At 58.0% G+C, this 20,823-nt stretch carries 13 protein-coding genes and 1 pseudogene; 11 read left to right on the top strand and 3 right to left on the bottom strand.

What is annotated here, in order from left to right; all coding sequences use genetic code 11:
* A pseudogene (locus NIT7645_RS19795) lies at positions 1 to 2,326 on the bottom strand (hypothetical protein); the annotation flags it as partial.
* A 182-nt stretch (positions 2,327 to 2,508) separates the two neighbouring features.
* Between NIT7645_RS19795 and NIT7645_RS18310 the strand changes: the two are divergent.
* The 3 genes from NIT7645_RS18310 to NIT7645_RS18300 are packed head-to-tail and all read left to right on the top strand — an operon-like array spanning position 2,509 to position 7,634.
* Positions 2,509 to 4,215, top strand: coding sequence for an ABC transporter transmembrane domain-containing protein (locus tag NIT7645_RS18310; protein ID WP_008563344.1), 1,707 nt, complete (start codon positions 2,509 to 2,511; stop codon positions 4,213 to 4,215).
* A gap of 2 nt (positions 4,216 to 4,217) precedes the next feature.
* Positions 4,218 to 6,302 carry an ABC transporter transmembrane domain-containing protein gene (locus tag NIT7645_RS18305; protein ID WP_159420191.1) on the top strand — a complete coding sequence of 695 codons (2,085 nt, stop codon included), beginning with the start codon at positions 4,218 to 4,220 and terminating at the stop codon, positions 6,300 to 6,302.
* Between the two features lie 3 nt (positions 6,303 to 6,305).
* Positions 6,306 to 7,634 carry an HlyD family type I secretion periplasmic adaptor subunit gene (locus NIT7645_RS18300; RefSeq protein WP_082204904.1) on the top strand — a complete coding sequence of 443 codons (1,329 nt, stop codon included), beginning with the start codon at positions 6,306 to 6,308 and terminating at the stop codon, positions 7,632 to 7,634.
* A 53-nt stretch (positions 7,635 to 7,687) separates the two neighbouring features.
* Here the strand turns inward: NIT7645_RS18300 and NIT7645_RS18295 are convergent, their stop codons facing one another.
* Complete coding sequence (locus NIT7645_RS18295; RefSeq protein WP_008563371.1) at positions 7,688 to 8,632, bottom strand: PDR/VanB family oxidoreductase; 945 nt, start codon at positions 8,630 to 8,632, stop codon at positions 7,688 to 7,690.
* A gap of 166 nt (positions 8,633 to 8,798) precedes the next feature.
* On the opposite strand from NIT7645_RS18295, the gene NIT7645_RS18290 reads away from it, so the two are divergent.
* From NIT7645_RS18290 to NIT7645_RS18255, 8 genes are all read left to right on the top strand, one after another.
* On the top strand, positions 8,799 to 9,704 hold the full coding sequence (locus tag NIT7645_RS18290) for a LysR substrate-binding domain-containing protein (RefSeq protein ID WP_008563389.1): 906 nt from the start codon (positions 8,799 to 8,801) through the stop codon (positions 9,702 to 9,704).
* Positions 9,705 to 9,799: 95 nt separating this feature from the next.
* Entirely contained in the window at positions 9,800 to 10,954 is a 1,155-nt protein-coding gene (locus tag NIT7645_RS18285) for an aromatic ring-hydroxylating oxygenase subunit alpha (protein WP_050687724.1), read from the top strand.
* Positions 10,951 to 12,402, top strand: coding sequence for an aldehyde dehydrogenase family protein (locus NIT7645_RS18280; protein WP_008563510.1), 1,452 nt, complete (start codon positions 10,951 to 10,953; stop codon positions 12,400 to 12,402). The genes NIT7645_RS18285 and NIT7645_RS18280 overlap by 4 nt, the downstream gene beginning before the upstream one ends.
* 2 nt (positions 12,403 to 12,404) lie before the next feature.
* Positions 12,405 to 12,644 carry a hypothetical protein gene (locus tag NIT7645_RS18275; protein ID WP_008563438.1) on the top strand — a complete coding sequence of 80 codons (240 nt, stop codon included), beginning with the start codon at positions 12,405 to 12,407 and terminating at the stop codon, positions 12,642 to 12,644.
* 144 nt (positions 12,645 to 12,788) lie between these two features.
* A complete protein-coding gene (locus NIT7645_RS18270) occupies positions 12,789 to 15,209 on the top strand; it encodes a GcvT family protein (RefSeq protein WP_050687722.1) in 2,421 nt (806 codons plus the stop codon).
* Between the two features lie 178 nt (positions 15,210 to 15,387).
* Positions 15,388 to 16,896 (top strand): choline-sulfatase, encoded by a 1,509-nt coding sequence (gene betC, locus NIT7645_RS18265; RefSeq protein ID WP_008563522.1) that lies wholly within the window; start codon positions 15,388 to 15,390, stop codon positions 16,894 to 16,896.
* Positions 16,897 to 16,919: 23 nt separating this feature from the next.
* Positions 16,920 to 17,525, top strand: coding sequence for a choline-binding transcriptional repressor BetI (gene betI / locus NIT7645_RS18260; RefSeq protein ID WP_008563418.1), 606 nt, complete (start codon positions 16,920 to 16,922; stop codon positions 17,523 to 17,525).
* Between the two features lie 72 nt (positions 17,526 to 17,597).
* Positions 17,598 to 18,452, top strand: a complete 855-nt coding sequence (locus NIT7645_RS18255; RefSeq protein ID WP_037303201.1) for a fumarylacetoacetate hydrolase family protein — start codon at positions 17,598 to 17,600, stop codon at positions 18,450 to 18,452.
* Between the two features lie 190 nt (positions 18,453 to 18,642).
* Here the strand turns inward: NIT7645_RS18255 and NIT7645_RS18250 are convergent, their stop codons facing one another.
* Complete coding sequence (locus NIT7645_RS18250; protein WP_050687718.1) at positions 18,643 to 20,820, bottom strand: xanthine dehydrogenase family protein molybdopterin-binding subunit; 2,178 nt, start codon at positions 20,818 to 20,820, stop codon at positions 18,643 to 18,645.
* Between the last annotated feature and the right edge of the window lie 3 nt (positions 20,821 to 20,823).

Here is a 20,823-nt window from a genome sequence, read left to right as displayed (position 1 = left end):
GGCTGTGCGTGTCCTCTGCGTCCTCGTCCTGTGCCGAGAGGGTGCCGACAACCGCGCCGCCCGCGTTTTCCGAAACCTGCGTGCCGGAGAGATCCATGCCGGTGACGGCGTCGTTGGTATCCGTGACCTCGACGGTGAACCCTTCCGTGTGCGAGGTGCCCGCCGCGTCCGTGACAGTGACCTGTACGTCGATCTGGTCCTCGACCTCATGGTTGAGGGCAACGCCTTCCTTCAGCTGCAGCTGGCCGTCGACCACTTCAAATCGGTCATCCGAGACGGAATAGCTGTGCGTGTCCTCTGCGTCCTCGTCCTGTGCCGAGAGGGTGCCGACAACCGCGCCGCCCGCGTTTTCCGAAACCTGCGTGCCAGAGAGGTCCATGCCGGTGACCGCGTCGTTGGTATCCGTGACCTCGACGGTGAATCCTTCCGTGTGCGAGGTGCCCGCTGCGTCCGTGACAGTGACCTGTACGTCGATCTGGTCCTCGACCTCGTGGTTGAGGGCAACGCCGTCTCTCAGCTGCAGCTGGCCGTCGACCACCTCAAACCGGTCATCCGAGACGGAATAGCTGTGCGTGTCCTCTGCGTCTTCGTCCTGCGCCGAGAGGGTGCCGACAACCGCACCGCCCGCGTTTTCCGAAACCTGCGTGCCGGAGAGGTCCATGCCAGTGACCGCGTCGTTGGTATCGGTGACCTCGACGGTGAACCCTTCCGTGTGCGAGGTGCCCGCCGCGTCCGTGACAGTGACCTGCACGTCGATCTGGTCCTCGACCTCATGGTTGAGGGCGACGCCATCCTTCAGTTGCAGCTGGCCATCGACCACCTCAAACCGGTCATCCGAGACGGAATAGCTGTGCGTGTCCTCTGCGTCTTCGTCCTGCGCCGAGAGGGTGCCGACAACCGCACCGCCCGCGTTTTCCGAAACCTGCGTGCCGGAGAGGTCCATGCCAGTGACCGCGTCGTTGGTATCGGTGACCTCGACGGTGAACCCTTCCGTGTGCGAGGTGCCCGCCGCGTCCGTGACAGTGACCTGCACGTCGATCTGGTCCTCGACCTCATGGTTGAGGGCGACGCCATCCTTCAGTTGCAGCTGGCCATCGACCACCTCAAACCGGTCATCCGAGACGGAATAGCTGTGCGTGTCCTCTGCGTCTTCGTCCTGCGCCGAGAGGGTGCCGACAACCGCACCGCCCGCGTTTTCCGAAACCTGCGTGCCAGAGAGGTCCATGCCGGTGACGGCGTCGTTGGTATCCGTGACCTCGACGGTGAATGTTTCGATATATTCCGCGCCTTGGCTGTCGGTGACAGTGATGTCGATGATGATCTGATCTTCGACCTCGTGGTTGAGGGCGACACCGTCCTTCAGCTGCAGCTGGCCATCGACCACCTCAAACCGGTCGTCCGAGACGCTATAACTGTGCGTGTCAGCGCCATTGCGGTCGTTTGTGCTCAGCGTTCCGACGACGGCGCCGTCGTCGTTTTCATTCAGGCTGTTGCCGGAAAGATCCATGTCTTCCGGCACATAATTCGGGGGTGGAGTGTAGGGTGCCGGATCTGGTCCGTCACCGTCACCGTCACCGTCACCGTCACCGTCTGTGTCGCTGGGTCCGCTTACCGCCGGCGGTTGCCCTGTATCGGTTGGCGGCTCCGGCTCGGCGCCATCTGTGCCGGGCTGTGGTTCGGGCTCTTGCGGTTCGCTTGGTTCAGGTGTTTGCGGTGCGCGCGGCTCGGAGGGCTCCGGCTCTGTCGGAGTGCCGGGTTCTGTTGGCTCGGTTCCTGGATCTACAGGTGCGGGTTCCCCCCCGGTGTTAGTGGGAGGGGTGCCATCGGTGTTTGGTGTTTTGACACCATCCAGCCCTGGATCGCCGGTGGGAGATGGTGTCGGCTCAGGCCCATCAGGTGCCACCTTGGCAGATGTGTTTGGAGCAGTGCTGGCCGTTCGAAACGCCACGGCATCCTCCCCACCAGTGGGAGAGGGGCCTGTGCTGTCAGGGTTGGGTGCATCAGGGGCGGCGGGCTGCTGGTAGTCGGCCGATTGACCGGTCTGGGCGAGCCCGCGGAGTTCGGAACCTGATGATTGCGGTGATTGTGCAGGTGAGGCGGCAGATGGGTTTGTGCCGCTGTCGGATCCGCTGTCTGCCCCCTCAACATTCTTCTTGGCGATGTAGGCGCCTTCCTGCTGTTCACCGGTGTGAAGGGTGCTGCGGCTCTGATCCTCTGGCGTGACCTGGACGCCCCGGGACAGCTCTGCTGCGAAGGCTTCCTTGTCGTGCTGATCCTTGGTTGCACGGCTTGCAACCCCCTGGCCGCCCTTAATGGTGTCACTCATCACTTTGGTCCTGTTGCGTGCTCAAATCGCAAGCGACCATAAAGTGAAATGGTTAAGGCGCTCTCTCCTTTCTCGAATAATTTTAATTACTTATTCTCGTCCAGCGTGTGACATATTCATCAATGTGAAAGAAGTTACGCGCACACACTGAGTTCAGTGAGTGGTGTGGAATGGGTGCCAAGATGGAAGAATCTGCGTTCAAGGGGCGCGAAACGACCGCCGGGACGAGGTTGCCGATCTTGGCAGCCTCGTTGGCGCTGAACGTGGCCGCGCTGGTCATGCCAGTGGTGATTTTGCTGATTTTTGATCGCGTTATCCCTTTTCAGTCCTTGGACACGCTTCAGATGTTGACGCTGTTCTTGCTTGGGAGTGCGGCGTTGGAGCTGATCCTGCGCTGGAGCCGGTCGACCCTTTTGAATGCCACAGCAGAGCAGGCGGCGGTGTCCAACTATCGCCGTTTTGTTGACCGGATTTTACGCGCCAACACGGTGGCCTTTGCGCGGGATGCTGCGCCGATACATCTCGATCGTTTTGCTGCCATCGCTCAATTGCGGGATCACCACGCGGGGCAGAACCATGCCTTGCTGATTGACCTTCCTTTTACGCTGCTTTTTGCGGGGATGATCGCAATGATCGGCGGTTGGCTGGTCATGGTGCCCATTGCTGGGCTGACGGCTGTTCTGGTTTTTTCGCTTTTGATGAAGCGGGCGCAGTGGGCTCTGTTTGATCAACGCAAAACGCTCGACAATCGGCGCTATGCCTTTTTGTCCGAGGTTCTGTCGAGCAGTCAAACGGTCAAGGCAAACCGGATGGAGCGGCAACTCAAACGTCGTTTCGAGCTGCTGGAAGACCAAACAGTCGACATCAGCCAGAGGCTCATTCGATTTTCCGGCCTGGCGCAGAGCTTCGGCGCGATTTTTGGCCAGCTGTCGGTGGCAGCGATGGGTCTTTTGGGGGCTTATTTGGTGATACAGCAGCAGATCGGCATTGCCGAGATGGCCGCCTGCATGTTGCTGAACGGTCGCATTGTACAGCCGCTGACCAAATTGATGACACTGTGGGTTCAGTCAGAAAATCTCGCGTTGTCGTGGTCCAAACTGCGGGAGGTCGATGCCCTGCCCGTCAACTCCGGAGCAGAGGAAGAGCGCAGCTCGTTTGAAGGTGAGCTGACGCTCGAAGGTGTAAGGCTGGTTAATGAGGGATGCGAGGGCGAGCAGGTCATCGTGCCGGATTTGTGTGTTCTGGCTGGGCAGACCGTTCTGATAGAGGGGGGCGCCGCCTGGCAGAGCCAGGCCCTGTTCGAGGTGATCGCAGGACAGCGGCCTCCCGCTGTGGGGCAGGTCTTGATTGATGGTAAGCCCGCCACCTCAAGAGTGTCGGAGCGCGGCGAAGGGGCCTTGGTGATACTGGAGCCGGATCCAGCCATCCTGTCGGGAACCTTGCTTGAAAACATCAGTGCCTTTGGCGATGAGGCCCGTGTCAGCCGTGCCAAGGATTTTGCGGCTCAACTTGGCCTGGAAAAGCGGGTTCACCGCCTGCCAATGGGCTATAACACCAAGCTGGGAACCGGCAGCGGGTTTGAAAATGATCCTGTGAACCGTCAGCTGATCGCTTTGGTGCGGGTCTTGGCCCTACGTCCCCGGCTTCTCATCATGAGCGAGCCGACTGCCGTTCTGGATACCGCTGAAAGGGACGCGCTGTCTGCCTGCCTTGCCGGACTGGTGGAAAAGCCAACCCTTCTGATCGAAAGCCCGGATCCGCGGATGAAGCGGCTGGCAGAGGTTACATGCAAACTGTCCGCTCTCGACGGTGACAATGTTGCAGATTGGGAGGCCGATGCCCGCCTTGACCGAGATGCCGCAGAAAACCTGAGGAGGGACGTCGCATGAACATGGTCCGTACCCAAGATGCTGGCGCGCTGATCAGGGAGTTGTTGGTTGTTGGCGGTTGGCAGAACAATGAGGACACTATTGCAGAGGCGTTTCCGCACTTGTCGGAAACCCTGGATCCGGCCGACCTGATCCAGACGCTCGACAATCTGGAAGTGCCCTATGTCCAGACCACCTGTCTTGAGACGGAAATCACCGAAGATGAATGCCCCGCACTGGTGATCCCGGTGAATGCGCCATGCTACGTTGCGCTCGGCCAGCGGGGGGATATCCTCGAAGTCGCCGACCCACATGGCGAAACCGCTGTTGAAATTCGACCTGCGCGGCGCCATTGCACGGTCATTCGGATTGAGAAATTCACCTACCAGCCGTCGCTGCGGGCAAATCAGACCGTTGGTGCATCTTTCTCTGCCCTGCGCCAGATGATGCCGGGTCTGCTGGTTGCGGCGTTCCTAACCAATCTTCTGGGATTGCTGGCGCCGCTTCTTATCATGGCGATCTATGACCGGGTGATCCCATCTGGTTCGGTTGATCTTTTGACATCTTTGGTGGTCGGTGTCGCCATTCTTGCCTTGTCCGATTTCATGTTCCGCAATGCGCGCACACGGGCGCTGGCATATGTTGGACAAAGGGGAGAGCGGGCGCTTGCTGTTGCCCTTTTTGGCAAGCTGATGAGCCTGCCTCTGGCCCAGCTCAGAAAATCTGACGTCAACCAGCAAATCGCGCGGTTTCGACAGTTTGAATCCCTGCGGGAGCTGTTCACGGGGCAGGTGATGACCACGCTGATCGACCTTCCGTTTGCGGTGATGTTCTTTGCGGTGCTTACCTACTTGGCGCCTGCGGTTGGCCTGCTGACGCTGGGACTGGCCGTGCTACTGGTGGGAATTGGCTTTATTTCACTGCCATTCCAGCAGCGGCTGGATCAGGCAGCGGCAGAAGCAGGCGCTGCAAGCGCAGGCGTTGTACAGGATGCGGTGGTGCATCAACGCGCCTTGGCGAACCTGGGCATGCAGTCTCAATGGCTTGAGCGTTGCATGCCGCTTGCTGAAGCATCAGAAGCTGCGACTGCAAAGGCGCGACAGCTGCGCAATCTGGTGCAATCCGTTTCGCAGAGCATCGTTGCGCTTGGTTCGGTTGGGGCGATCATCATCAGCGCGCATGGGGCTGTGTCCGGCAGCATGACATTTGGCGCGCTGATTGCGTCGATTGCGCTGGTCTCCAAGGTGCTTGCACCCGTTCAGGCGCTGCAGTCATCGCTCGGACAGTTGGTCGGCTTTCGCAAAAGCCAGGTGCAGGCCGATCGGGTGTTGGCTTTGCCGGAAGAAATGGAATTGGGCCTGCGCCAATCTCATCAGAAAACGTTGCAGGGCGGGATCGCTTTCAAAGGCGTTGGCTATCGTCCGGATCCGCTCAATCCTGCTCTGCTCACGGCGGCGGCGCTGGACACCAAACCCGGTGAGTTGGTCGTTGTCATGGGCCGCGATGTGGCGAGCCGGACCGCGGTTCTGGACCTTGTCAGCGGTCTTGCCAGCGCCTCGACCGGCGCGATTGAACATGATGGGATCGACATTCGCCAGATCGCACGGGATGAGCTGCGCAAATCGGTATCCTATGCGACTTATGATCCCCGCCTGTTTTACGGCACAATCAGCCAGAATTTCCGGCTGGCCTCTCCTGCGTTGACGGATGCTGATATTTCCAGGGGGCTCGATGCGATCGGAATTGCGGATGACATCAACGCCCTGCCAGATGGCGTGCGGTCGCGGCTGAATGATCGGTTGCTGGCCACCCTGCCGGGAGAGGTCGTTAAGTGTCTGACGCTGGCGCGCACGATGATCCGCCCGTCTTCGATCTATCTGTTCTCCGAGCCGACAAATGGCCTGTCCCAACCCCGCCGTGCGCAGTTCAAATCCTGGCTGGAGGAGCAAAGGGGACACAGTACGGTCCTGATCGCGACCGCAGATCGCTCATTCCTCCAAATGGCAGACCGGGTCATCTTTCTCAATGGTGACAGGGTTGTGGTGAATGACACTGGCGCAGCTGCCATCAAAAAAGTTCAGGCTGTTCTCAAAGCAATGGAAACCTAACCAATGGGCACGTCATCTATGAAACAGAACCGCAACGGGCCGATTGCACAGGCCAAGCAGAAAGCGAAAGCAAAGCAGCCTCGTTTTGCGGCACTCATCGCAACGATTTTCTCTGGGATGGTTGTGGCGCTTATTGTGCTCGCGGGGCGAACCGATGTGCCCCAGATCACGAGAGCGCCGGGCACCATTGTCCCACTTGGTGACTACACCCAAATCGAGGTGATGGAAGGGGGCATCGTCGACCGGGTGCATGTGCAAGACGGCGACCGGGTTCAGGCGGGCGATGTCCTGGTTGAGCTGCGTCATCCGGACCTGACGAAGGAGCAGCAGAAACTGCAAGAGCAGATCACAATCGCAGATCGCAAGCTGTCGCGGGCCCAGACGGTGCTGAGCGCGCTGGAAAGCGGAGTTGCGATCACCGCCGATCGACTGGAAGCACTGCGCAGCCTGGATCAGCACCGCGCCGCCGCCACGCTGGAGATCTACGCAGAGAGCCAGCGGGTGAAATCGATGTCGATCTCCCAGCACCAGGAAACCTTGGATATTCTGGAGGCGTCCCACAAATTCACGCTGGAGCGGGTGGCGCGCAAGGCAGAAGAGCTGGAGCGCGCCCGTCAGCTGCACAAGCAGGGGCTGACGACGCTGCGGGATTTGGGTCGTGATGCGGACCAACTGGATGCCTTGCGCACCGCAGCCTCTGACGGAGAAGTCCGACTGGCAGAAACGCGCAGTGCCCTGACACTGGCCCGTGCAGAATTGGCTGAGCAGACGTTGACGTTGCGCGAAGAGATGCTTGATGAAATCGAGGAACTGAGTGACCAGCGAAGCGAACTCGCGGTCTCCTTGCGGATTGTGGACCGAAAGCTTGAGGGTCTGCAGATCGTCGCCCCGAGCATGGGGGTCGTTCAATCCGTGGCGTTTCCCAACGAGGGTGAGGTGATCGCGCCTGGGGAAACCATCTTTGAGTTGCTGCCCACCCGGCTTGATCTCATGGTAGAAGCTCGCATTCCCAATGGTGAGATCGGCCATGTCGGCGTCGAGCAGCCCGTCAATCTCACAGTTGATACTTATGATGTTCGCCGCTTTGGCAAGGTTCAGGGCCGTGTGACCGCGCTGTCGCCTGTGCCGCTCATTGATGAGCAAACAGGCGCAACTTATTTTCGCGCCTCCATCCGGCTTGATGGTCGCTCTGTCGGGGCGGGGAGTTTCGAACGTCCACTTCAGGCCGGCATGACGGTGGTTGCGGAAATGACGACCGGCGAAAAATCACTGCTCGCCTATATGTTGAAGCCGGTTCACCAGACCATGACCAACGCGTTCAATGAACGCTAAGGCAAGGCAAGTCTCCGCATGGGAGTACATCCGTGCGGCGACTGGCCTTTCTATCAGAGGTTGAGCACCAGCCGCGCCGACTTTGCGCGTGACACGCAGGTACACATGTAGCTGTTGGTTGCCTGTTCGTCGGGGGTCAGGATCCCGTCCCGGTGATCGACTTCTCCGTCGATCACATCAACGATACATGACCCGCAAAGACCCTCTGAACAGCCGAAATCAACCGGAATCCCATTTGCTTTCAACACATCAAGAATGCTCTCGTCAGACTGGACCGGCAGGATCTGCCCGGTTGATTGGATTTCAATCTCAAAGCTGTCTTTGGCACCAAGATCGGCATCCGCAGCGGCCGCGAACCGTTCAAAATGAATGGTCCCACCCCGCATAGCGCTGCCTGCGTCAAGAACGGCGTTGAGCATCGGTTCCGGACCACATGCGTAGACGTCGCTGCCGATGGGCATGGATTGCAGTACAGAAGCGAGGTCCAGCTGCCCGTCGGTGTCGTCACAATGCAAATGATATCTGTCGCCCAGACCCAGCGCGCGAAAAGCCTTGTCCATCGCCGCAAGATGGCGGGAGCGGGCGAGGTAGTAGATCTGAAACTCGCGACGGCTGTTGACCAACTCGCGTGCCATGCCGACAAGCGGCGTGGCGCCGATGCCCCCTGCGATCAGGGTGACGTAGCACTCACCTGGCTGAAGTTTGAAGTGATTGCGCGGGCCGCCAATTTCGACTGTGGCGCCAGATTCCAGCTCGTGCATCGCCCGCGAACCGCCGCGGCCGGCGTCCTCGCGTTTGACGGCGACGTTGATCTGCCGCCCATCCTGGCTCCAACTCCAGATCGAATATTGCCGCACGAGATCCGCACCGAGGTGAATATCGACATGGGCGCCGGGTTCCAGGCCCGAGAAACGGCCATCAAGGATTTCGAAGGCAAAATCACGCGTGTCCTCGCTGAGATCTGTCTTGCGAAGCAGGCGCGCGGTTTTGGTGTCCATCTCAAATCCCCCAGATAATGCAGGCGTGCAGCCCTAGCGGCAAATTGTTCGTTTCCGAACTCTCATGAGCCGATTTGAGATTGGTGTTCAATTTGAAAAATACTCATACTCGGATGAATTGATATAACCCCAAGCCAAGCAGGGTGTCCCACCCAATAGAGTCGCCATGTCCAGACGTCACTACAACTTGCCTCCTCTGACCACCCTGTCAGCCTTTGAAGCCGCTGCACGCCATCTCAGTTTCAAGAACGCCGCACAGGAGCTCTCGGTGACACCGGGGGCTGTCAGCCACCAGATCAAAGCCTTGGAGGGCGAGCTGGGCGTTGCGCTGTTCCAGCGCAAGCATCGAGGGGTTGAACTGACGCGGGAAGGTCAGGATTTGTTTGAAACTCTGGTCACGTCGTTCAGACAGATTTCGCGACAATTGGGGAAGATCCGTCAAACGGGCGAAGACGATGCTGTCACCGTTGGCTCAACCACGGCTGTTGCCGCGCTCTGGCTGTCGCCCGTTATCATCCGATTTTGGCGCGACTACCCTGATTTGAACATTCATCAGATCACACAGGACCGTCCCTTTCACGACACCCGCGAATTCGACTTTTTTATCCGCTATGGTCGGGATGGCGATACAACGCTCAGCCACACAGCGATTTATCGCGACGAACTGGTTCCCGTGGCAACGCCGGATTTGGCGGCGAAACTGGAAGGGGTGTCGCTGGGCGAGCTGGCGGGTCAGCGGTTGATCCATCTCCAAAGCGCAAGTCAAAGCTGGACAACATGGAGCGACTGGTTTCTGGAGTTGGGACATCGTGGTGATGTCTCCCCCGGCACACGAGTGACGAGCTATTCGGTTGCGTTGCAAATCGCGCGCAAAGGGGCAGGTCTTGCGCTTGGTTGGCGCCGGTTGATCCAGCCAATGATCGATTCAGGCAAGCTGTCCATTGTTGGCGATTTCAAGCTGCCCGCCCCAAATGAATTTTATCTGGTCGGATTGCCGGACGAAGAACTGTCGGAAAATGCGAGGCGGCTGAAATCTTGGATCTTGAATGATGCAAAGGGGCTTTCGGTTTAGGTCAGATCACCCATGAATGAAGTTTTCTCCTATTGAGCAAAAACGCTCTCCGGCGGCATCTGGGCAAAACTGGATCGTCCGCCAAGGAGAGTTCGATGAACAAACACAGCAAACTGTCATCCGTTCTAAAGCCTGTCAGCGTCGCAAATGGCTTGCCGAATGAACACTATGTGGACCCAGCTGTCTTTGCTGAGGAACGTGAATCTGTTCTGTTTGCCAACTGGTCAGGCATTGGTTTTGGCAAGGATATCCCCGAAGCCGGAGATGCCAAACCTGTTGATTTTCTTGGTATGCCACTGTTGCTGGTCCGCGACCGGAATGGCGATATCGGAGTGTTCCAGAACACTTGCCGCCATCGTGGGATGATCCTTGTCGACAAGCCTCAGAAAATCCGGGGAGCGATCCGCTGCCCCTATCACAGCTGGTGCTATGGTCTGAATGGAGAATTGCGTACCACACCGCATGTCGGCGGTCCGGGCCAAAACACACATGAAGACGTTCAGATGGACAAGCTCGGTCTGGTTCGCGTCCGCTCCCATGTGTGGCAAGATGTGATCTATGTTAATGTCGACGGCAACGCCCCGGCCTTTGAAGAGGTTCACGCCGATCTGTTGGAACGGTGGGCAGAATTCGAAAAACCGATCCACCATGGCGGTGAAGCGTCTTCGTTCAAATTGGAGGTGGCGACCAATTGGAAACTGGCGGTCGAGAACTACTGCGAGAGCTACCACTTGCCGTGGGTTCACCCGGGCCTGAACAGCTATTCGCGCCTTGAAGACCACTACAATATCGAAGTTCTCGGGAAGTACTCTGGGCAGGGAACGCTGGTTTATCGTCAGCTGAAAGATGAAGACGGCACGACGATGGCCGATTTCGACGGGCTCAGCGACAAATGGGATGAAGGCGCCGAATATGTTGCGGTCTATCCTAATGTATTGCTTGGAGTGCAGCGGGATCACTGCTTTGCGATCGTTCTGGAACCCAAGGACTGCGAAAATACGGTCGAGCACATTGAACTCTACTATGCGCGCAGCGAACGGGAGACGCCCGAATTTGATGGTCTGCGCGCGTCAAACGCGCAGCTGTGGAAAACCGTGTTCGAAGAGGACGTTTTTGTCGTCGAGGGTATGCAAAAGGGGCGGCATGGGGTTCTTTTTGATGGCGGACGGTTTTCGCCAGCAATGGACGGACCTACCCATAATTTCCACCACTGGGTCGCAAGCCAGGTCGAAAAGGGCCGCGAGGCATGAGCGGATTTCTGGCAGGCGGGCTTGCACGTAACTACGTCGCGGGAAGCTGGAGCGAAGGGGATGGCGGCGGGACGATCGCCATCGAAGACCCAGGAAAAGGAGAGCATTTTGCGGATGCGGCGCAGGCGGGCGAAACTTCGCTAGCGCAAGCCTTGCAGGCGGCGCGCGCGTCTTTTGAACGCGGTGATCTTGCGGACATGAAACCCTCAGACCGGGGCCGGCTGATGTTGCGGGTCGCGCAGGAAATTCGCGGTCTGGCCACGGAAGGGGCAGAGGTTCTCTGCCGCGAGAGCGGCAAAACGCTCAGCGCGGCGCATGAAGAGTTTGAGGAGGCGGCACAGTACTTTGAGTACTACGGAGGTGTTGCCGACAAGATCGAAGGAAAATCGATCCCGCTTGGTCCCGACTATGCGGATTACACTGTATTTGAACCCTACGGTGTATCCGCACAGGTGGTGCCTTGGAATTTCCCGGTTTCGATCGCCGCGCGCTCCCTTGCGCCGTCGATGGCGGCTGGGAATTCAACCATCATCAAGTCACCGGAACTCGATCCACTTGCTCTTGCGATGCTGGGAATAGCGTTGGAGCGTGCGGACGTTCCCGCAGGGGCTGTTTCGATCCTTTGTGGTCTCGGTTCTGATATCGGTGCCAAATTGGTCGCGAGTGGTGAAATCGATCAGATCGTCTTCACTGGCTCTGTCCCCACGGGGCAGGCAATCCTGCATGCAGCGGCCGAAACGGTCACCCCTTCGCTGATGGAACTGGGCGGCAAATCAGCAGCTGTGGTGTTCGAGGATGCCGATATTGATGGGGTCTTGAACAGCCTGAAATCGGGAATTTTCTACAATGCGGGGCAGGTATGCTCTGCCATGGCTCGGGTACTGGTTCATCGTTCTGTCTATGAAGAGGTCGTCGCGCGTGCGGCGGAGCTCGCGAATGGGCTGAGCGTCGGGCACGGATTGGACAATCCCGATCATACGCCCGTTGTGTCTGCCCAACAGCTGTCGCGTGTCGAGGCTCTGACCTCAACAGCGCGGCAGGACGGAGCCCGAGTAGCGGCAGGTGGTGCCAGACTGGACCGTGCTGGGTATTTCATGGCGCCAACCATCCTTGCGGATGTGGACCCGGCTTCGCGTGTCGCCCAAGAAGAGATTTTCGGGCCCGTCACCTGCATCACGCCTTTTGACACAGAGGCTGAGGCAATCGCGGCAGCGAATGGGACAGAGTTTGGCCTCGTCGCGGGGATCTTTACCCGCGATCTGGCGCGCTCTCACCGTGTTGCGCGCAAACTGCGCGCAGGTCAGGTGTTCGTCAACGAATGGTTTGCAGGGGGAATTTCGACACCCTTTGGCGGCGTCGGAAAATCGGGGTTTGGTCGCGAAAAGGGGCTGGAAGCGCTGTATAACTACGTTCGCACCAAGAATATCGCAATTTCGCTGAAGGGTTAGCTATGAACAGCGCCGAACTCGAGCGGGCCCTTCTAAAGGCGCATGCGGAGACCGATACGACTGCGCTGATCCGGCTCTATACCTTGGCGGGCGATCAGGCAGAGGTGGCGGGTGAAATCGACCGGGCCTGTTTCTATCTGACACACGCCTTTGTCTTTGCACTGGAAGCAGGCGCTGCAGAGGCGGATCCGCTGAACGCCCGCCTTGCAGAACGCGGACGAGCCAAACGGCTAACTTTCTGAAATGTCGCAAACGGGCATTTTTCGCTGAAACACGGCTGGCACCATCTGGGGTGCCGGCACTGACGAGACTTTACATATTCACTGGGGGAACAGGTGCATCAATCCGTTCGCACCTGTCCGACAAGGCTCTTGAAGGGGGCAAAAATGCGCACAGAAGCACAGGCCGTGGTCATCGGAGGAGGTGTGATCGGATGTTCCATCCTTTATCACCTGACCAAACTGGGGTGGTCCGATGTCGTCCTGTTGGAGCGGGATGAACTGACCTCGGGGTCGACCTGGCATGCGGCTGCCAACATTCATGGTTTGCATGACAGCACCAATATCAGCCGTATCCAGCACTACACCATGACGCTCTATAACGCGCTTGAGGAAGAGACCGGGCAGAGCTGTGGCGTGTTTCAGCCGGGCTCTCTGTATCTGGCACAGACCGAAGAGCGGGAGCACCAGCTGAAACTGCAGGCCGCGAAAGCCAAGCTCTATGGCATGAATTTCTACGAGATCAGCATTGATGAAGCCAAAAAGCTGAATCCTCTGGTCAACTATGACGGCATACGGTGTGTCATGTATGAACCAGATGGCGGCAACGTTGACCCATCTGGGGTCACGAACGCCTATGCGGTTGGGGCACGGCAACGCGGAGCCGAGATCCATCGTTTTACCCCGGTCACAGCGACCGAGCAGCAGGATGATGGAAGCTGGCTGGTCAAGACACCCAAGGGTGACATTCGCACCAAATGGGTGGTCAATGCAGCAGGGCTCTGGGGGCGCGAGGTGGCCGCGCTCGCTGGGGTGGAATTGCCTTTGCAGCCGACGGAACACCAGTATTTCGTCACTGAAACGATGACTGATGTGGCGGAACACGGATCGCGTCTACCGTCTGTCAGTGACCGGGACGGCGAATATTATCTACGCCAAGAAGGGCAGGGGCTCCTGGTTGGTGCCTACGAGAAGGACATGAAGTTCTGGGCAGAAGAGGGCACGCCGCTGGATTTCGCGCATGATCTCTTTCCCGATGATCTGGAACGGATCGAAGAAAACATGATGAACGCGATTGAGCGTCTTCCGGCTGTTGGTGAGGCAGGCATTAAGCGCGTCATCAACGGCCCGATGATCTGGTCGCCGGATTCTAACGTGCTGATGGGCCCCGTGCCGGAGCTTGAGGGTTATTTCTGTTGCAACGGCATCATTCCCGGTTTTTCGCAATCGGGGGGCATGGGCCTGATGGCGGCGCAGTGGATCATTGAAGGGGAAACCCAATACGACATGTTCGCGTGGGATATGGCGCGGTTCGATACCTGGGCGACGAAGGAATTCACCAAGGCCCGCGTACAAGATCAATATGCCCATCGTTTTGCGATCCATTTCCCGAACGAAGAGCGCAGCGCAGGTCGCCCTGCGCGGACACGTCCGATCTATGAACTGCAGTCAGAGATGGGAGCCGTTTTTGGGCTCAATGCAGGGTGGGAACACCCGCTGTGGTTTGCAGACCAGCCCGGCACCAAGGATACCAACGGCTTCACGCGTCAGAATTGGTGGGCGCCCGTTGGCGAGGAATGCAAGATGTTGCGTGATCGGGCGGGCATCATCGATATTTCCAACTTCGCCAAATATCGCTGCAAGGGGCCCGGCGCGGCTGACTGGCTGAATGCGGTCTTTGCCAACAACATGCCCAAGACGGTTGGGCGGTCTTGCCTGACCCCACTTATTTCCAAACGGGGTGGTATTGCCGGTGATTTCACAGTGACCCGCACTGCCGAGGATGAGTTCTGGGTGATCGGCTCTGGCATGGCGGAGCGCTATCACAAGCGGTTCTTTAAAGAAGTCCCGCTGCCCGAGGGCACCAGTTTCGTATCGATGACCGAGGCCATGTGCGGCTTTAACGTGGCTGGACCGAAATCACGCGAGATGCTCCAGCAGCTGACCAATACGTCGCTTGCGACCGAGGATTTCCCGTTCATGCGTTCAGCCATGATCGAGGTGGCCGGAATTGAGGTTCTGGCGCTGCGGGTGTCATTTACAGGCGATCTGGGCTGGGAACTGCACTGTAAGAGCGAAGATCAGCTGCGGCTCTATTCCGCGCTGTTGCAGGCAGGTCAGCCATTCACAGCAGGCCCGGTAGGGAGCCGTGCACTGATGTCGCTGCGGGTGGAGAAGGGCTATGGCTCGTGGAGTAGGGAATACAGCCCTGAATATTGGCCGCAGGAGGTTGGGCTTGATCGTCTGTGCAAGCTGGACAAGGACTTCCTCAACAAGTCGGCCGCTGTTTCCGTCCTGGAAAACGCTGCACGTGAACAACTGGTTTTGCTGCATCTGGACGAGGCAGACGTCTCAGCCTCAAATGCTGACGCGACGGGCGGAGAGCCGATTTTCAAAAACGGAGAGGGCATTGGGCGTGTTACCAGCGGGGCCTATGGCTACAGCGTCGGGATGTCCCTGGCGCTAGGCTACGTCAAGAATGCGGGTCCGGGTGATGTGGTTGATGTGATGGTGCTGGGGCGCCCGCACAAGGCAACGATCCTCAGCGAGCCCCCGTTTGATGCAGATGGGGCGGTCCTGCGCGGCTGATCAGACCTACCGAAATTGGATTGGGGCACGGCAAAGCTGTGCCCCTTTTTTTGTCGGATTTTTTTATTGATTGACTCATTAGTCAATAAAAACCAGCATCGCGCAGAAAGCCAACCGGCCTGTCATTATTTACCCTTCTAAGGGGTGAACGCACGAGAGAGCGAACAGGGAGACATCGATGACCCGACCCAACATCCTTATTTTCATGGTGGATCAGCTGAATGGCACATTGTTCCCGGATGGCCCCGCTGACTGGCTTCATGCCCCGAATCTGAAGAAACTGGCCGAACGGTCCACGCGCTTTCGCAACGCCTATACCGCTTCCCCGCTTTGTGCGCCGGGCCGGGCGAGCTTTATGTCTGGTCAGCTTCCCTCAGCGACACGGGTCTATGACAACGCGGCAGAGTTTGCCTCTTCGATCCCGACTTATGCACATCATCTGCGCCGGGCGGGGTACTACACCTGCTTGTCCGGCAAGATGCATTTTGTGGGCCCTGACCAACTGCATGGATTCGAGGACAGGTTGACCACCGACATCTACCCGCCTGATTTTGGTTGGACGCCGGATTATCGCAAGCCAGGAGAGCGGATTGACTGGTGGTACCACAACATGGGTTCTGTCACCGGAGCCGGTGTTGCGGAAATCTCAAACCAGATGGAATTTGATGACGAAGTTGCCTTTCACGCCACCCAAAAGATCTATGATCTAGCCCGTGGCAAGGATGATCGTCCGTGGGCATTGACCGTCTCCTTTACCCATCCCCATGACCCCTATGTGGCGCGCAAGAAGTACTGGGATCTGTACGAGGACTGCGATCATTTGCTGCCAGAGGTTGCAGATCTTGGCTATGACAATCATGACCCCCATGCAAAGCGGATCTTTGACGCCAACGACTGGCGAAACTTCACCATTACAGAAGAAGATATCCGCCGTTCCCGCAGGGCGTATTTTGCCAATATTTCCTATCTGGACGACAAGATCGGAGAGGTGATGGAGGCGCTGGAAAACACCCGGCAAGAGGCAATCATCCTGTTTGTTTCCGATCACGGCGACATGCTGGGAGAGCGCGGTCTTTGGTTCAAGATGAGTTTTTATGAAGGGTCTGCGCGCGTGCCCTTGATGGTTTGTGCACCGCAAATGGCGCCTGGCCTGGTGGAAACACCGGTTTCCAACATCGATGTTTGCCCAACGTTATGTGATCTGGCCGGTGTCAGTATGGAAGAGGTGATGCCCTGGACATCTGGCGAAACACTGGTGCCGCTTGGTCAGGGCGGTGTCCGCAGCACGCCGGTCGCGATGGAATACGCTGCTGAGGCCTCTTATGCGCCGATGGTGTCTTTGCGACTGGGCCGTTGGAAGCTGAACCTGTGCACGCTTGATCCGGATCAGCTCTTTGATCTGGAAGCGGATCCGCACGAGCTGAACAACCTGGCGAAAGATCCAGCTTATCGTGACACTCTGGATCAACTCAAATCGATGGCAGATGAGAGATGGGATTTGGACAGATTTGACGCTGACGTTCGTGAGAGCCAGGCGCGTCGTTGGATCGTATATGAGGCGCTGCGCGAAGGTGGTTATTTCCCTTGGGACTATCAACCGCTGCAAAAGGCGAGCGAACGGTATATGCGCAACCATATGGACCTGAATGTGGTCGAAGAAAACGCGCGCTTCCCGCGAGGGGGCTGACAAACGGCGACGGAGGGTGTGCAATGCCAAAACAAGGAATGGAGCCAAAACGTCGCGCCGATCTGATCGGTGCGGTCATTGACGAGATCGGAGAGGCAGGATCTCTGGATGTAACCGTTTCCAGCATCGCCCGACGCGCGGGAATGAGCAGCGGTTTGGCGCATCACTATTTCGGCAGTAAGGATCAGATGCTGATTGCTGCGATGCGTCACATTCTTGCGGTGTTTTCCCAACGGGTTGCGGCCGGCTTGCGTAAGGCCGAGACGCCTTATCAACGACTTTGCGCGATTATCGCTGCCAATTTTGAGGATCACGTTTTTGACCGACGCAAAACCTCTGCCTGGCTGAGTTTTTATGCGCTGGCCCAAAGCAATCCGGAAGCGCGACATTTGCTGCGAACCTATCAGCAGCGGTTGCGCAGCAACCTTCTGCATGATCTCCGTTTTGTCTGCCAACAACCGCAGGAGGTGGAGCCAGTCCTCTCCGCGCTGATTGACGGTGTCTATTTGCGCGCTGCCCTGCGGCGCGATGGTCCTGATCCGGCGGCTGCGGACAAGGTAAAGACCGCGCTTGATGCTCTTTTGGCAGCCCATGCGCCGCTAGACGGCCAGAGCCAACCAAGCCGGTAATTTTTGCCTTTTCCACCAACTGGATATCTGTACGGTCAGAGCGTCTGGACGCTGGTTTGAGAGAGGGACGTTATGAAACTGCTGCGATTTGGGGCACCAGGTGCGGAGAAGCCCGGGGTATTGGATGCAGAGGGGCGGGTACGCGATCTTTCCGCGCATGTCGCTGATATTGCAGGTGATACTCTTCTGCCAGAAAGGATGGCCGAACTTCGTGCGCTTGATATTTCGACCCTCCCGGTGGTGGCGGGCACCCCTCAGAAAGATCTTCGCATTGGCCCCTGTGTAGGGCGAACTGGCAAGTTCATCTGCATTGGATTGAACTATGCAGACCATGCAGAAGAAGCGGGGATGGATATTCCGCCAGAGCCAGTGATCTTTGGCAAATGGACCTCAGCCATTTGCGGGCCAGATGACGCCGTCGAGATCCCGCGGGGGTCAGAGAAAACCGATTGGGAGGTCGAACTGGGCATCGTGATCGGCAGGGGCGGGAAGTATATTGATGAGGCCGACGCCTTGAGCCATGTCGCAGGGTTCTGTGTCGTCAATGATATTTCAGAGCGTGACTATCAGCTCAATCGTGCGGGCACTTGGGACAAGGGCAAGGGGAATGATACCTTTGGACCGATTGGCCCCTGGCTCGTGACACCGGACGAGGTGGAGGATTACAACGGCCTACACATGTGGCTGGATGTTGATGGCAAACGGTATCAGGACGGATCTACCGCGACGATGGTCTACAAGGTGCCGCATCTCATATCCTATTGCAGCCAGTTCATGAGCCTGCAGCCAGGAGACATCATTTCCACTGGCACGCCACCCGGTGTGGGCATGGGGCAAACCCCACCCGTCTATCTGAAAGGCGGAGAAACCATGCGCCTCGGAATTGAAGGGCTGGGCAGTCAAACTCAGGCAGTGCACCGGGCCTGAGCAACCCGCCCGTCAGACTGCTGAAAACGCAGTCGTTCCAAACTGCGATGGCATTCTTCCTGTTTTGATGGCTTTCAGGTGACGTGAAGGCTTCGGACACAGATCTGGGCCGCGAGGAGGTCGTCCAGAGTGCTGGAATGAACCAACGGAAAACCGCAGCACAGGGCATCCCGTGCTGCGGTTGCTTTTGTCAGGCGAAGGAAACGCCGTTTTCCGCCATCGGCAGTTCGGCAACGACGACATCCAACTGCGCGATGGCGTTCGCCAATGCGGGTGCGGACGGCGGCGTTCCCGGCTCACCAATGCCGGTCGGCGCCTCAGCCGAGGCCACGATATGGGTTTCGATCTCTTTAATATCGGAAATCCTCAGTGGCTCGTAGTCGGGAAAGTTTGACTGCTCGACAGCACCGCCGTCCAAGGTGATCTGGTCGCGCATCGCATGACCAATGCCATAGGCGATGCCACCCTCGATCTGGGCCTTGATCACGTCAGGGTTCACCGCAATGCCGCAGTCCACGGCAGCGGTGACCTTTTCGATCACAATCCCATCATCCAGATTGCCAGAAAGTTCCACCACCTCGGCAACGTAGGAGCCAAAGGATTTGTGAACGGCAATGCCCTGCACCCGGCCAGGTGCGGCGTTGCCCCATCCCGCCTTTTCGGCGGCAAGTTTCAGCGCGCCGGCCTTTCGCTCGGCGTCACCTTCTCCTGTCAGGTAAGCCAGACGGAATTCGACAGGATCCTTGCCCGCGGCACGCGCGGCCAAATCCATCATCACTTCCATCACGTAAGCGGTGTGTGTGTGGCCAACAGACCGCCACCACAGAACCGATGTGGCTTTCTCCGTATCGGTAAGGCCAAGCGCCTGGCCCGGAATGGTGTAGGGGCTGTCTGCGATACCCTCGACAGAGGAATGGTCGATACCATCGCGTACGGCAAACCCTTCAAAGGATGTGCCTTTCATGATCGACTGCCCCGCGACCTGATGTTCCCAGCCAACGATCGTGCCGGCTTCGTCCAGTCCAACGCGCACCTTATGGCCGAAAGCGGGGCGATAATATCCGCCCCGGATGTCATCTTCGCGGTCCCAGACCAGTTTGACCGGGCGTGATCGGTCAGTCATCACAAAGGCCAGACCCGCCTCTACCTGGTAATCTGCATCCGGTGTAGCGCGGCGACCAAAAGACCCGCCGGCCAGCATTGTGTTGATGTGGATTTTGTCCGCAGGCAGCCCAAAGATCTGCTGGTAGGCCATATGCGGCCCGGTCGGCATCTGTGCGCCATCATGCAAGACGATGTCGCCTTCCTCTGTTTGTTCAATCGTACAGTTGAGCGGCTCCATCGGCGCATGGGCAAGCAGCGGAAAGTAGAAGGTTTTCTCGACAACTTTGGCCGCGCCGTCGACAGTGCTGCGCACTGATGCCAGATCTGCCTGGTTCACATTGAAAACAGGATCAGCGTCCAGCGCTGCCATGATCTCATCTCGGATGTCTTGCGATGACCTGTTTTCGGCGGCGGACAGATCCCAATCCACATTCAGTGCATTGCGAGCCTGCATCGCGGCCCAAGTAGTTTCGGCATAAACTGCCACACCATGATTGGTCGGCAGTGTCTGCGCCATGATGAAGCCTTTCACCTCACGGGCAGCGCTGTCATCGAAACTTGCAACAGTACCGCCGCGTTGCGGGGTTCGCTTGATCATCACCACCATCTGATTGTCGAGCTGGACATCCATCGCAAACTTGGCTTCGCCGTTGATCTTGATCGGACTGTCTTTGCGCCTGGTGCTGGCTTTGCCGATGATCTTCCACTCTGACGGATCTCGCAAACGGGGCGTTTCAGAAGGTGCGAAATCTGCAGCTGCGGTCACAAACTCGCCTAGTGGGGCAGCGTTTCCAGCACCGATGATCTGACCGTTCTGGATATCAAGTTCAGCAGCGTCGATACCCCAGTCGCGCGCGGCGGCTTTGATCAACATTTCGCGGGCATTGGCGCCGGCGGTGCGATACTGCATCCAGGAATTTGCCATCGCAGTTGAGCCTCCTGTCCCCTGAAAGGGGCCGAACAGGAGGTTGTTGTAGACCGAAGCGTCAGATGGCGCGAACTCATAGCTGATCTGATCCATGCTCACCCCCAACTCTTCTGCGACAAGCGTGGTGAGGCCGGTTGCAGGGCCTTGCCCCATTTCAAAGTGCTTGACGATAGCGATGACATTTCCATCGCTGTCAATCTTCACAAAAGGGTTGAGCAATGCGTTGGCAGATTTTGAGGCCGCCATCGCCCCATCGGCCTGGACACCGACATAAAGGACGGCGCCTGCAGCAGCAGCGGTTTTCAGAAAACCACGACGTGATAGTTGCGTTGTCATCGT

Source organism: Phaeobacter italicus (assembly GCF_001258055.1).
Taxonomy (GTDB): domain Bacteria; phylum Pseudomonadota; class Alphaproteobacteria; order Rhodobacterales; family Rhodobacteraceae; genus Phaeobacter; species Phaeobacter italicus.
The sequence above is the reverse complement of the archived record's forward strand: the minus strand, read 5'-3'. Positions and strand labels throughout refer to the sequence as shown.